The 13,181-nt window shown below is 54.9% G+C and carries 9 protein-coding genes and 1 pseudogene; 3 read left to right on the top strand and 7 right to left on the bottom strand.

Annotated features, from left to right (window positions below; all coding sequences use genetic code 11):
* The first annotated feature begins 17 nt into the window (after window positions 1–17).
* A complete protein-coding gene (locus tag VGM55_RS00485; protein ID WP_154186474.1) occupies window positions 18–1,550 on the top strand; it encodes an amino acid ABC transporter permease/ATP-binding protein in 1,533 nt (510 codons plus the stop codon).
* 45 nt (window positions 1,551–1,595) lie between these two features.
* Here VGM55_RS00485 and VGM55_RS00490 read toward each other — a convergent pair whose 3' ends face one another.
* The 5 genes from VGM55_RS00490 to mtnA form a co-directional block, all read right to left on the bottom strand.
* The gene (locus VGM55_RS00490) at window positions 1,596–1,937 is read right to left on the bottom strand and encodes an SLOG family protein (protein ID WP_331634229.1); all 342 of its coding nucleotides are present in this window, start codon (window positions 1,935–1,937) and stop codon (window positions 1,596–1,598) included.
* Window positions 1,938–2,004: 67 nt separating this feature from the next.
* Entirely contained in the window at window positions 2,005–3,657 is a 1,653-nt protein-coding gene (locus tag VGM55_RS00495) for a Na/Pi cotransporter family protein (RefSeq protein ID WP_331634230.1), read from the bottom strand.
* Window positions 3,658–3,659: 2 nt separating this feature from the next.
* Window positions 3,660–3,896, bottom strand: a complete 237-nt coding sequence (locus VGM55_RS00500; RefSeq protein ID WP_331634231.1) for a hypothetical protein — start codon at window positions 3,894–3,896, stop codon at window positions 3,660–3,662.
* Window positions 3,897–3,971: 75 nt separating this feature from the next.
* Window positions 3,972–6,665: a magnesium-translocating P-type ATPase gene (gene mgtA / locus VGM55_RS00505; protein WP_331634232.1), complete on the bottom strand. Its 2,694-nt coding sequence runs from the start codon at window positions 6,663–6,665 to the stop codon at window positions 3,972–3,974.
* 1,694 nt (window positions 6,666–8,359) lie between these two features.
* The gene (gene mtnA, locus VGM55_RS00510) at window positions 8,360–9,385 is read right to left on the bottom strand and encodes an S-methyl-5-thioribose-1-phosphate isomerase (protein ID WP_331634233.1); all 1,026 of its coding nucleotides are present in this window, start codon (window positions 9,383–9,385) and stop codon (window positions 8,360–8,362) included.
* 107 nt (window positions 9,386–9,492) lie between these two features.
* Between mtnA and mtnK the strand changes: the two genes are divergently transcribed.
* On the top strand, window positions 9,493–10,692 hold the full coding sequence (mtnK, locus tag VGM55_RS00515) for an S-methyl-5-thioribose kinase (RefSeq protein WP_331634234.1): 1,200 nt from the start codon (window positions 9,493–9,495) through the stop codon (window positions 10,690–10,692).
* A 44-nt stretch (window positions 10,693–10,736) separates the two neighbouring features.
* Here the strand turns inward: mtnK and VGM55_RS00520 are convergent, their stop codons facing one another.
* Both VGM55_RS00520 and VGM55_RS00525 read right to left on the bottom strand, forming a co-directional pair.
* Window positions 10,737–11,183 carry a hypothetical protein gene (locus VGM55_RS00520; protein ID WP_331634235.1) on the bottom strand — a complete coding sequence of 149 codons (447 nt, stop codon included), beginning with the start codon at window positions 11,181–11,183 and terminating at the stop codon, window positions 10,737–10,739.
* Window positions 11,176–12,129, bottom strand: a complete 954-nt coding sequence (locus VGM55_RS00525) for a transcriptional regulator (protein ID WP_331634236.1) — start codon at window positions 12,127–12,129, stop codon at window positions 11,176–11,178. Before VGM55_RS00525 ends, VGM55_RS00520 begins: the two co-directional genes overlap by 8 nt.
* A gap of 686 nt (window positions 12,130–12,815) precedes the next feature.
* Here VGM55_RS00525 and VGM55_RS00530 point away from each other — a divergent pair.
* Window positions 12,816–13,181 (top strand): annotated as a pseudogene (locus VGM55_RS00530) (lateral flagellin LafA); the annotation flags it as partial.

Raw genomic sequence — 13,181 nt, forward strand, 5'->3', positions numbered from 1 at the left:
CGCCGGGGAGTGCGGATATGTCTTTTGACTGGAACTATTTATTCAGCCTGTTTAGCAACGCTGATTTTTGGCAGGCGACCTGGACCGTGATTAAGCTGAGCCTGCTGAGCTGGATAATCAGTATTGGCTTTGGTTTTCTTCTGGCGCTGGGCAAACAGGCAGCCTCTCCCTGGCTCTCTTTACCGGCACGGGCCTATATCTGGCTGTTTCGCAGCCTGCCGCTGCTGGTGCTGCTTATCTTTGTCTACAACCTGCCTCAGGCGCTGCCGGGTAGTTCGGCCCTGCTGAGCGATCCTTTCTGGGCGGGGCTTATCGCGCTGGTGTTGAGCGAAACGGCCTATATCGCGGAGATCCACCGCGGCGGCCTGCTGGCAATTCCTCGCGGCCAGCGTGAGGCTGCCCATGCCCTGGGGCTGCGTTACGCCGGCATTCAGTGGCTGGTTATCGTGCCGCAGGCGCTGCGGGTGGCGCTGCCGTCGCTGGCCAACGAGTACATCTCCATCGTGAAACTTAGCTCGCTGGTCTCGGTGATTTCGCTGACCGAGATCCTGATGGTCGGGCAGCGGCTTTACTCGCAAAACTTCCTGGTGATGGAAACCATGGCGGCGGTGGCTTTCTATTATGTGTTTATCGTGACGGTCTTTGACTTCTTGCTGAAGCTGCTGGAAAAACGGCTGGATGTCACCCAGCGTAAAACCGTCCGCCTTCCGGAAGTCGAACTGGAAGCGATGGCCGCCCAGGAAAGCGGGCAGGTATCACGCGCGCCGTTGGCATCAGACGTTCCCGCGCTGCAGGCTCGTAAGCTGCATAAAGCCTATAACAACGTGGAGGTGCTTGGTGCGGTTAACCTGGATATAAAGCCTGGCGAAGTGGTGTCGGTGATTGGCCCGTCCGGCTCCGGGAAAACGACGCTTATCCGCCTGCTGAATGGCCTGGAACAGCTGGATAACGGGGAGATCCTGATTAACGGGCAGCCGTTTATTCGCCTGGAAAAACAGGGGGCTCAGAAGCCTCAGTACGTGGAAAACGCCGCACACCGGCTGAATATCGGCATGGTTTTCCAGGGGTTTAACCTGTTCCCGCACTTAACGGTAATGAAAAACCTGATGCTGGCGCCGCACTACCATCGCCTGGCGACGGATGCAGAGCTAAAGCGTGAGGCCTGCGTATTGCTGCGCAAGGTCGGCATGCTGGAGCACGCTCACAAATATCCTCATCAGCTTTCCGGCGGGCAACAGCAAAGGGTGGCTATCGCCCGGGCCCTGATGATGCGCCCGCAAATTATGCTGTTCGATGAGCCAACCTCGGCGCTCGATCCTGAAAAAGTGAATGAGGTGCTGCAGGTGATCGAGAACCTGGCGGGCGAGGGCATAACGATGGTGATCGTCACCCACGAAATGAACTTCGCGTTCAGCGTGTCGGACAGAATTGTGTTTATGGAAAAAGGACGCGTGGTTTGCGATGACTCCCCGCAGGCGCTGCGCAGCGGAGAGAATCCGCGTATTACCGAGTTCCTGAAAGACGTCAACCTTGCGCCCGTCGTGGCATAAAACAATCGGGCTGCGGTAGCTGAAACATGCCGCAGCCCGTCTGCATTAAATCTCGATCACCTTCACGCCGGAATTGCGCGCCATTCGTATGCACTCCGCCGTGTCTTCTCCCCCAGGAAAAGCCAGTAGAACGTCAGGGCGGCTGTCTTCCAGCATAAACAGGTTGCGCCTGGTTTCCGCATATTTACCGTGCAGCGCCCAGTTGGCCGGGTAGCGGATGACGTGCACGTCGGTGCCGCGTGCCCAGGTTTCAATGGCGCCGCCGAGCGACTGATGCCCCCCGTGAATCAGCACGTTGATCGTTTGCGTGCGGGCATATAAATCCAGCACGTGGGTGAGGGTATGGGTGTCGGCATAAAACCGACCTGAGCAGATTAAAACTCTCACTTTTCTGTACCTTAACGTTGCTTTCCTTGAAAAAACTCTCGTCCGCACGACGGCGGTTATTGTTTTTTTAAACGTCCGGCGACGTGTCGATAAACCGCAGCGACTTATCGCCAAGGCGATCAATCACCGGGTAGGCCACGGCGGCAATATGATGATGCACGCGCCGGTAGTCCCGCAGTACACGCTGGAAAATATCGCCGGATTCCGCCCAGGCATTTTTGTCCTCACGCAGCTTTTTGAAATGCTCGCGGCTGGCGGAGGCCTCGAGCTGGCGAATGGTTTCTTTGCGCTGCACCAGCTGGTGGGCGGCAGATAAATCTTCCCGCATAAACGCGGCTATGCCGAGACGCAGGCTGGTGAGGATCTCCGCGTGCAGCAGGCGAATATTGTGTAGCTCAAAGTCGCTGAACAGTTCGCCCCGGCGCGCGCGGCGGGTTGCCAGTTGGGTCAGATTGCTGGAGAGAATGTCGCCCGCGTGCTCAAAGTTGATGATGAACATCAGGATCTCCTGGGCGCGATCGGCATCCGCATCATTCAGCCCGTCCTGACCAATGTCGGCCAGATAGGCGCGAACCGCCGCGCTGAGCAGATCGACCGACTGGTCAAGCTGGCGAATTTCATCGGCGGCTTGTTTTTCCTGAGTCACAAACAGCACCAGCAGGCGATCCAGCATGATGGTGAGCATGTCGGCGGCGCGCAGCGATTCGCGAACCGAATTCGACAGGCCGATATAAGCGACCTCGAGGCCGGCATCGTCGAGATACATCGGCATGCCCGGGTCGCCCACGCGTTCTTCTTCCGGGAACAGTCGCTCGAGGAACCGGGCCATCGGCGCGGTCAGGCCGATAAATAACAGCGCAAGTACTGCGCTAAAGGCCGTGTGGAACCACACCACCAGCTGCGGCGTGTTCAGCCCGGATTTTTGTGCGATATCCGTCAGCAGAGGCAGCAGCAGTAACGCCAGCGCGCAGCCGGACAGGCGAACTATCAGGTTGCCCACCGGCAGGCGGCGAGCCACGGCGGACCCGGCGTTAAGCACCGGCGGTAAGGCACCGCCGATATTCGCCCCAAGCACCAGCACCAGCGCGGTAGCTGGCGTCATCGCGCCGGTCGCGGCGAGGGAGGCTATCAGTAAAATAATCGCCACGCTGGAGTGGCACAGCAGCGTCAGGATAGCTGCCACCAGCAGGGCGATTAATACGTCCCCCTCTAGCCCCTGCATGACGGCATGAAATACCGGCGTGACCTCAATGTCCGCCAGCGTGCCGCTAAGCATATGCAGGGCAAGCAGCATCAACCCAAGGCCAATTAAGGCGCAGCCCACGCTCTCAAAATTGGAATGGTCTCGCAGCTTAAAGACCCCAAAACCGGCCAGCAGAAGCAGCGGAATAGCTATCTCCATGTTAAAGCTCATCAGCTGTACCACCAGCGTGGAGCCGATATTGGCGCCGAGCATCACCGCCAGAGCGGGAGCAAGGCTTAGCGTTCCCGCAGCGGTAAATGACGTCGCCATCATGCTCACCGCGGTGCTGCTTTGCAGAATGCCGGTAATGCCAATGCCGGCAAGCAGGGCTGTCCAGCGGTTGGTGAGGTGGCGTCCCATCCAGTTGCGCAGCGGCGTGCCGAAGCCGCGCTGCAGCGCCGTTGAAATCATATGGCTGCCCCAGAGCAGCAACGCGATGGCGCCAGCCAGGTTAATTAACAGAGTAGTTCCGGACATGATTAATTCCCCCTCTTAAGGGCGGGTGGTGTAACAAAACGCAGTAACCTGATCGAAAAACGATGTATGGCGCTGGCGAGGTTCAGTAATGCTTTAGCGTGTCGGTAGTTAATTTTCCCTTCGGCGAACCCTGCCAGGGCACGGACGCGAAGGACGCGGGTTATTTTCATTAAAAATAAGACAACCAACGCGATGGTCTTATTTTTAATCAGGAAAATAAGGGAATGTCGCTTTTCCATGATGCTTTCCAGCTTGTGTTGCCTGCCTGAAAGGCACCGCCGAAGCGGCACCTTATTACCGTGTTTAACGCAGCGTTAGTGCCACTGTTTGAAGCGGCGCATGTAGAACGTTTTCATTGCCTGGGCCACGCAGCAGTAGGCCAGCAGGGTGCCGACCAGCCACGGGAAGTACTGCCACGGCAGCGCCTGCAGCCCAACCAACGGCCCGAGTGGGGAGAACGGGACGTAAATACCGACCGCCATCACCAGCCCGGTCATCATCATCACCGGCCAGGCGGCGGTGCTCTGAATGAACGGGATCTTCTGGGTACGCAGCATGTGCACCACCAGCGTCTGCGACAGCAGGCCTTCCACGAACCAGCCGGACTGGAACAGGGTCTGCATGTGCTCGCTGTTGGCGCTGAACACAAACCACATCAGGGCAAAGGTCGTCATGTCAAAAATGGACGACGTCGGGCCAATCCAGACCATGAAGCGGCCGATGTTTTTCGCATCCCACTTGCGCGGCTTGCTCAGGAACTCTTTGTCCGTTTTGTCCCACGGCAGCGCGAGCTGGGAGATGTCGTACATCAGATTTTGCAGCAACAGCTGAATGGCGAGCATCGGCAGGAACGGGATGAACGCGCTGGCGACCAGCACCGAGAACACGTTGCCGAAGTTGGAGCTGGCGGTCATGTTCAGGTACTTCATGATGTTGCCGAAGGTCTCGCGGCCTTTGATAACACCTTCCTCCAGTACCATCAGGCTCTTTTCCAGCAGGATGATGTCGGCGGACTCTTTGGCGATGTCGGTGCCGCTGTCGACCGAGATACCGACGTCGGCGTCACGCAGGGCAGGGGCATCGTTAATCCCGTCGCCGAGGAAGCCGACGGTATGGTCGTTAGCCTGCAGCGCCTTCAGCACGCGAGACTTCTGCAACGGCGTCAGCTTGGCAAACACGGTGCGCTCTTCCACTAACTGCTGCAGGGAAGCGTCGCTCAGCTGCTCAATCTGAGGGCCGAGCACCGGCTCGCCCGGCTCCAGCCCAACCTGACGGCAAATGCGCGTGGTGACAATGGCGTTATCGCCGGTCAGCACTTTCACCGCCACGCCGATGTCCATCAGGGCGGCAATCGCCGGGCCTGCGCTCTCCTTCGGTGGGTCAAGGAAGGTGAGGAAGCCACGGATGATCAGGTCGTGCTCATCGTCGGTGCCGTACTGCTTTTTCGCTTCGGCTTTAGGAATGTCGCGAGTGGCCACCACAAGGACGCGGAAACCGTCTTTGTTGTAGTCGTTGGTCATTGCCAGCATGGCGTTACGGCGCTGCTCGTCCAGGGCGATAACTTTGCCGTTTTCTTCCATGTGGGTGGCAATGCTCAGCATCTCTTCTACCGCGCCTTTACACACCAACAGGTGATTGCTTTGGCTGTCTTTCACCACAATCGACAGGCGACGACGCACGAAGTCAAACGGCATTTCATCGACCTTGCTGAAACCCTGCGGTTTCACAAAGCCCGGCTCATTTTCAGAGAAGTAAATGACCGCCTGATCCATCAGGTTTTTGATACCGCTTTGGTGGTGACTGTTGAGCCAGGCCAGCGCCAGCACGGACTCGTTTTTCTGGCCGTGCGTGTCGACGTGGTGCTCAAGGATTATCTTGTCCTGCGTCAGCGTGCCGGTTTTGTCGGTGCACAGCACGTCCATCGCGCCCAGGTTCTGAATCGCGTTGAGACGCTTAACCACCACTTTACGCTTCGCCATAGCCACCGCGCCTTTGGCGAGGTTGGCGCTGACGATCATCGGTAGCATTTCCGGCGTCAGGCCCACGGCGACCGCCAGGGCAAACAGCAGGGCATCCCACCATTCGCCTTTCATCAGGCCGTTGATCAGGAACACCACCGGCACCATGACCAGCATAAAGCGGATCAGCAGCCAGCTGACGCTGTTCACGCCGCGGTCAAACGCCGTTTGCGCCCGGGTGCCGACAATGGCTTTGGCCAGCGAGCCAAAGTAAGTCCGTGGCCCGGTCGCCACCACCACCGCCTGCGCGGTGCCGCTGACAACGTTGGTACCCATAAAGCAGATGTTGGGGATATCCAACAGGTTCTCGCTGTCGACCGCCTTGTCGTGCGCGGATTTCTGCGCAACGTCGCCCAGGGTGTCGTACTTCTCAATCGGCAGCGCTTCGCCGGTCAGCACGGCCTGGCTGATAAACAGGTCGCGGGATTCGATCAGGCGAACGTCCGCCGGGATCATGTCGCCCGCATAGAGCTGTACGATGTCGCCTACGACCAGCTCACGCATTGGGATCTCACGCGGGGTTCCTTTTTGCCCCGCGTGTTCGCGGCGAACGACGGTGGCGGTGGTGCGCACCATGGCTTTCAGCGCTTCGGCGGATTTAGCCGAGCGGTGCTCCTGCCAGAAACGCACCAGGCCGCTGAGCGCCACCATGGTGCCGATGATAATTACCGTCGTCAGGTCACCGTCTTCGCCGTGGCTGGTGGGCAGCCAGTAGTCAGTAAAGAAGCTGATGCTGGCGAGAATAGCGAGCACGTAGATAAACGGGTTGTTAAACGCCATCAGCAGCTGGATCAGCGCGTGAGGCGGCTTGTCGTGCGCGACTTCGTTCAGGCCATCCCGCTCCAGCCGGGCACTGGCGTGAGCTTCCTGCAGCCCTTCCCGGGTAGTATTGAGGTTGACCAGGGTTTCTGCGATGCCGTTTTTGGCTTCCTGGGCCGCACGCATAGACAGCGTGCTTTTTTTATTACGGTTCTTGGTTTGTACAGTCATGGTGGTGCTCCTGTCGCCGGGCGGCAGCAGGCTTTTCACGGTGAATGCCGGATTAAAGGCGGCCGAAAATAGCCCGATGTCGCATCAGCGATCGGTTTTTAATTAATTTCGCACAGGGCTCCCCGCTATTTATTTTTAAAAATAAACAGGCGAGAAATTTATATTTTCTTTTATTTGGACGTGGTTATTCCTGCCGATGTACAGGGATGAATACATCAGGGAATAAACAGCTACCAATAGTGACGTAACTCAGCGTGGCGCACGGAAGCGGGCTGCGGCATAGCGCGCAGGCACGCCCAACGGCGTAACGGCTGAATCAGGCTACGAAGGGTCGACTTTGTGGGTCTTCGCTATCGGAGAAGCTGCAACGGCGTTCCAGCTGGCCGGTGACAGGACTGACACGCCAGTTAGTTATGCGTTGATTCAACTCACTGATTTTCGAAGAGAAAATTGAGTTTGACTGTTTTTTGCGTGCGGACAACACCCGATCGCGGGGCGGCCGGACACGCAACGTTGATGTCACTGTTTTGACACCAGGAAAAAGGGTAGATTTGAAGTTCATAACACACCTCGGGACCGTGAAAACCCTGGTCGAGGTGGGACAACACGAGAGCATCAGGCTCCGGCGAGACACACCAAAACGAAGAAGTGATCACAATCGATTTCATGTTTACTTTCCCGAACCGCCATTAAGGCCATGTTCGGGCAGCTACTAAATTCAGTATCCATTAGTCTCTTATGTCAGGTTAGGAAAGGCCGCAACTTCGGCCCGTGAAATCTACCCATGAGCAATACTATTGTCAACCCGGCAATGGAAATTAAATTCGTTCGTTTATATTTCAGTGAGGAAATATTGAGGGAAGAGAATAAAGGGTATTTTTATCTCTCTTCCCGAGCAGTTTCTTTTCTTAAGCGAGAGGCTGTCTCTTGGTCACAAATACCGGGTTTTATGTAGGTTCGGTAAAGGTTCCGTTCACTTCCAGTCCTGTTTCATATGTCACCACCGAACCGGTGAACGACTCGGGGAAGTCACCGTCACTTCCCCGAGACCCCGGACTCCCGGCCAAATAAATCGCCGCAAGCGGTAAACCTCCGTTTTATCTCCCAGTCCTGGGTCGGCTGAGATGCGTTCCCGACGCTCTCAGCCTCCGGCCGTTCCCGACGCTCTCAGCCTCCGGCCGTTCCCGACGTCCGGACCCTGGCCAGTCGGAGAGAAAACGGAGGCGATTTAAGCCGGAACCGAGCCTCGCTTCAAATCCGCAGCTACACAGAGCGTCACAGTCGCTGTAAGTCTCACTGCCACGCCCTTGTCCCCGGCTCTCATCGCCCCCGGTTATGACCCAACTCAGGCGGGGTTGAGTTGCCGGGAGCAGCGAAAGAGAGCGATCGTCGGGAACGAATCGCGAACGACCCCGACTGTTTGGGTGATAGCCGGTGGGTTTACCGCTTTAGCGGCGATGAGCTTGCCGGGCGCCGGGGGTTGTCAGGGGGCATGGCGTAATGCCACCTGACACGTTCACCGTTTTCGGAACGTGCAGGGGAAACAGATCTATGGGTGAACGGAATAACGACTGATTTAAATAGTCACCCTTGAATTTTTTGAAAGAAAGATAGGTAAAAGGCTGCCCCTGCACGGGCAACATCCCCTTTTTTATCCCTTCTCCCCTGTGGGGAGAAGGCCAGAATGAGGGGCATTATTTCTGAGGTAAAAATACCCCATCGCGCACCTGCTCCGGCGTCACCACGCCCGTATCCAGAATCCAGCCGCTAATTAACTCTGCCGGCGTTACGTCGAACGCCGGGTTGTACACCAGGGCGTTTTCAGGTGCCCACTGCACGCTACCAAAACTGCCTGCTACGCCGGTCACTTCACTTGTCGCTCGCTGCTCAATAGGAATGGCCTCGCCGTTCGGGCAGTTTCTGTCCAGCGTGGTATGCGGGGCGGCAACGTAGAACGGAATACCGTGATAATGTGCCAGCACGGCCAGGTTATAGGTGCCGATTTTATTTGCCACGTCACCGTTAGCGGCGATGCGGTCTGCGCCTACCCAGATGGCGTCCACCTGCTTTTTCGCCATCAAGCTGGCCGCCATTGAGTCGCAAATAAGCTGATATGGAATACCTAACTCGCCAAGTTCCCATGCGGTCAAACGGCCACCCTGCAACAGAGGGCGTGTTTCATCCACCCAAACATTGGCGACGTTGCCTTCATTAAACGCGCGCTGAATAACGCCCAGCGCGGTACCTACGCCTGCGGTAGCAAGGCCGCCGGTATTGCAGTGGGTCAGCAGGCGGCTGCCGGGTTTAACCAGCGCTGCGCCCGCCCGGGCGATGTTGTCGCACAGCACTTTATCTTCCGCCACCAGGCGTAAAGCTTCTTCCTCAAGCGCGGTAACAAATTCGTCCTGCGCCAGGGCCTGCTTCATCCGGTCGAGGTTATTCATCAGGTTCACGGCGGTCGGGCGTGAAGCGCGCAGCGTTTCCAGAGCTTCAGTAAGCTGCGGCTTCGAAAAACCTTGTTCCGCCAGCAGGGCCAGCAGCAGGCTGGCAGACAGCCCGATAAGCGGCGCACCGCGCACGCTAAGGGCGTGAATATGGGCAACCAGCTGCGTCACGTCGCGGGCAGGCAGCCAGTTTTTTTGCTGCGGCAACGCCTGCTGGTCGAGGATCCAGAGCTGGTTATCCTTAACTTCAAGGCTGGTGGTTTTTAAATTATGCATGCGTGTTAATTCCATGTTGCGTTGTTGCAGCATATTGTGCCAACATGGCTTCCAGATGTATAGACGTCCAAACGTCTTAATTGACTTTATTTTCAGAGAGGCTCGCCATGTCGCAATACCGCACTTTTACCGCCGCTGACGCAGTGGCCTATGCTCAACAGTTTGGCGGCCTGCAGGCTCCGTCTGAGCTGGTAGAGGCGCAGGAAATTGGCGACGGTAACCTTAATCTGGTGTTTAAAATCTTTGATAGCCAGGGCGCAAGTCAAATAATCGTAAAGCAGGCTCTGCCTTATGTACGTTGCGTAGGTGAGTCGTGGCCGTTGACGCTGGACCGCGCTCGCCTTGAGGCGCAGACCCTGGTCGAGCACTATCAGCACTGCCCTGAGCACACGGTTAAGGTGGTGCATTACGATCCGGCCCTGGCGGTGATGGTGATGGAAGATCTCTCGAGTCATCGGATCTGGCGCGGTGAGCTGGTGAAGGGCGTTTATTATCCTCAGGCGGCAAGTCAGCTCGGAGAATATCTGGCCAGAACGCTGTTCCACACGTCGGATTTCTATCTACATCCGCATGATAAGAAGGCGCTGGTCGCCCGTTTTATTAACCCGGAAATGTGCGAAATCACCGAAGATCTTTTCTTCAACGATCCGTATCTGATTCACGAGCGTAATAACTACCCGGCCGCGCTGGAGCAGCAGGTTGCTGCGCTGCGTGACGACAGCTGTCTCAAGCTGGCCGTGGCCCAGCTAAAACATAAGTTCTTCTCCAGCGCCGAAGCGTTGCTGCACGGCGATATCCACAGCGGGTCGATCTTTGTAGCTGAAGGTAGCCTGAAAGCCATCGACGCCGAGTTTGGTTACGTTGGCCCGATTGGTTTCGATATCGGCACCGCCATCGGCAACCTGCTGCTAAACTATTGCGCGCTACCGGGCCACTTCGGCCCACGGGATGCTGCAAGCCATCGCGAGCAGCGGCTGAAAGATATCCAGGCGCTGTGGCTGACCTTTGCCGAGCGCTTTATTACGCTCTCTCGTCATGAAACCCGCGATGTGGCGCTGGCGACAGAAGGCTATGTTGAGCAATTCCTGCAAAAAGTCTGGATTGATGCGGTGGGGTTCTGCGGCACCGAGCTAATTCGCCGTTCCGTTGGTTTGTCTCACGTCGCCGATTTAGACAGTATTGAGGATGAGGCGACTCGCCTGGCCTGCGTTAGCCATGCTATTGAGCTGGGTAAATTCCTGATTCTGATTGCCGGACAGGTGAATTCGGTGGATGAGTTTATTGCCCGGGTTCGTCAGAAGGGCTGAGTTGTCCCCCTCTCCCCGGAATATGCACGGGGAGAGGGAGCCAATCAATGCAATGGGTAGAGAAAGATAATACCGCTCTGGCCTACCACCAGCGGTTGTCCATTGAGCTGCAGCGGCTGCATCCAGACATCCATATTCATCATTAAGTCCACCAGGCCGTCTATCATTAACCCCTTACTGGCGGTACTGTAATAAATTGGCGACCAGGAAAACCACTGTTGACTCTGCCGGGTGCCGGTGTGGGTGAATTTTCCCTTTAGCATAAAGCGCGGATCGTCCGGACTGGTGATGGTCGTTAAGATAGTGTTATTCACATTCTCCATATGGGAGTTGTAGACCTCTTTTCGGCGCGACATGAGATCGTAAAAACCCATTTGCACATCACTGGTGGCCTGGCTCCCGGAGACGGCGGAGCTTTGAGGCCAACTGTAAAATCCGAGCATGCTCAGCAGCAGGAGGGCGATTAGCGAGTTCAGGATCCATTTAACCAACGGTGCAGTCCTCCATTTCCCCAATTTTTCTTCTCGTTTCCCGAAGGATCAAATTGTTGAGCTGATTGATATCAATGCGCCAATGGTAGATGGCCATTGCCAGCTGCTTATTGTCACACCTGCTTTTCAGCGAAAAAGTGTAATTCAACGTCTGATCGATGCTCTGGTAGTAAACATCCATCACAATCGACTGCCCTTTGAGCAGCAAATTCATCTGGTAAAGGGTGCCTTTTAGCTTGTTATAAAGCTGATCTTTACTGTTGTTAGCATGGCCTTGTGGCGAAATTTCGTACAGGTGAATGTTGCTGTAAACATTGCTTTCCTGTTCTTCATACATCAGACGATTGCGCCCGGCGTCAAAGTAGTTCCATGCTGCAACGCTGGCGATAAGCGCGGTCAACAGTATGAGCAAGGCGATACCCGGGAAACCTTGCCACCAGTGCTGGCGGGATTTCGCTGGCGCACGATGCTGGCTTTCATCGGAAGCGAAGGCGTCTTCCTGTATTGTGGGTTCCTCTGCCATCGCCTCGGTTTCCGTATTGGCGTGGCCCTCATCGAATATGGCTTCGCTTTGCAGGGCATCGGCAGCGTTATCGCGAACGTCTTCTTCTTCTTTGTCAATGGCACGACAATAATCAGCTTCCAGCAAATAACCCTTTCGAGGGATGGTTTTGATTATTCTTTGCTGTTTTCCATCATCTTCGAGTGCGGTACGTAACGCATGGATTGCATTGGGCAAACTATTATTGCCAATAACTCTGCGCTCCCAAACGAGCGTGGTGAGTTCTTCTCTGGTGAGAATTTTACCCGCATTTTGTGTAAGGGTATCAAGTAGCTTTAATTGATATTCGCCGAGACGTTTTCGTTCACCACTGGTTAAATGAAGAATCGAACCAGAACTAATATCAATCAGCCAGTTATTTACAGAACAATAGCGTTTATTCATTTTTGGCAGAAGCCATTCCTGTAATAATTAACGGATAGCGTGGCGAAAAAGCGACAACGCCACGAATGCATTCGTCATCATTAAGTCCATTTAGTATTCATCACTGAACAGCCGCTCGCTGCGGAGGGAACGAAAGAACAGCCTGTTCTTATGCCCGGTGACAGATTCAACGGTCCTGAAGCGGAAAAAATGCGATGTTAAGGACTGGAATCAGGAAGATAATCTTCCTCGGCTCTTTTTTACGCGATAAAAGTGTGATTCGCAATGTGTTTTAAGACAATTCGCAGTGTATGTTATTAAATTAAGTGGGTATAAGTTAAAAAATATGAGTGTAAGGATTAAATGTTGGGTGAATGATTTTTGATGTGAAAATCATGTTTTCTCTAACGTGCTCTATTAACGTCGATGGCATTTTTTTTAAACTTCAGTGCGTAAGATTTTTATTAAATCACGTTTAAGAATTTTCTTGATTTTGTCGCTATGGTTTTATTATTTCGCATTTTTTAATTATCGCTTCGTACAGATGAGAATGACTATTAATGTCAGTTTTTCGTTTTGTATAAAGCGTGTTTTTTTGTGGTGCGCTAAAAAATAAAAATGGATTTAATTTTTAATGATGTCGTGTCGTTTTATATCCGTACAACAGTCAGGAGACTGAGAATCAGGTTCATCAAGGAGAATATAAAATGTCTTTATCTATTTTCACCAGCGGCTCTTCCATGTCGTCCATCAACGCGCTGAATAAATCCAACAGCATGCTGTCCACCGCAATGGAACGTCTGGGGACCGGCAAGCGCATTAACTCTGCTGCTGATGATGCCGCCGGCATGCAGATTGCTTCCCGCCTGCAGGGCCAGAGCAACGGTATGGCCGTTGCCCAGCGCAACATCTCTGACGCAACCGCGATGCTGCAGACCGCAGAAGGTGCGTTCGACGAAGTCAGCAACATTATGTACCGCATGAAAGACCTGGCAACCCAGGCAGCGAACGACACCAACTCATCAAAAGATCGCGAAGCACTGGACTCTGAGTTCCAGGAGCTGAACAAAGAG

It is taken from the genome of Cedecea sp., from assembly GCF_036500665.1.
Lineage (GTDB): Bacteria > Pseudomonadota > Gammaproteobacteria > Enterobacterales > Enterobacteriaceae > Cedecea.

Bases quoted from the DNA above. Each gene is read 5' to 3' on its own strand.
- VGM55_RS00485 (WP_154186474.1), top strand. From the start codon at position 18: ATGTCTTTTGACTGGAACTATTTATTCAGCCTGTTTAGCAACGCTGAT.
- mtnK (WP_331634234.1), top strand. From the start codon at position 9,493: ATGTCGCAATACCGCACTTTTACCGCCGCTGACGCAGTGGCCTATGCT.
- mtnA (WP_331634233.1), bottom strand. From the start codon at position 9,385: ATGCATAATTTAAAAACCACCAGCCTTGAAGTTAAGGATAACCAGCTC.
- VGM55_RS00495 (WP_331634230.1), bottom strand. From the start codon at position 3,657: ATGTCCGGAACTACTCTGTTAATTAACCTGGCTGGCGCCATCGCGTTG.
- VGM55_RS00500 (WP_331634231.1), bottom strand. From the start codon at position 3,896: ATGGAAAAGCGACATTCCCTTATTTTCCTGATTAAAAATAAGACCATC.
- VGM55_RS00525 (WP_331634236.1), bottom strand. From the start codon at position 12,129: ATGAATAAACGCTATTGTTCTGTAAATAACTGGCTGATTGATATTAGT.
- mgtA (WP_331634232.1), bottom strand. From the start codon at position 6,665: ATGACTGTACAAACCAAGAACCGTAATAAAAAAAGCACGCTGTCTATG.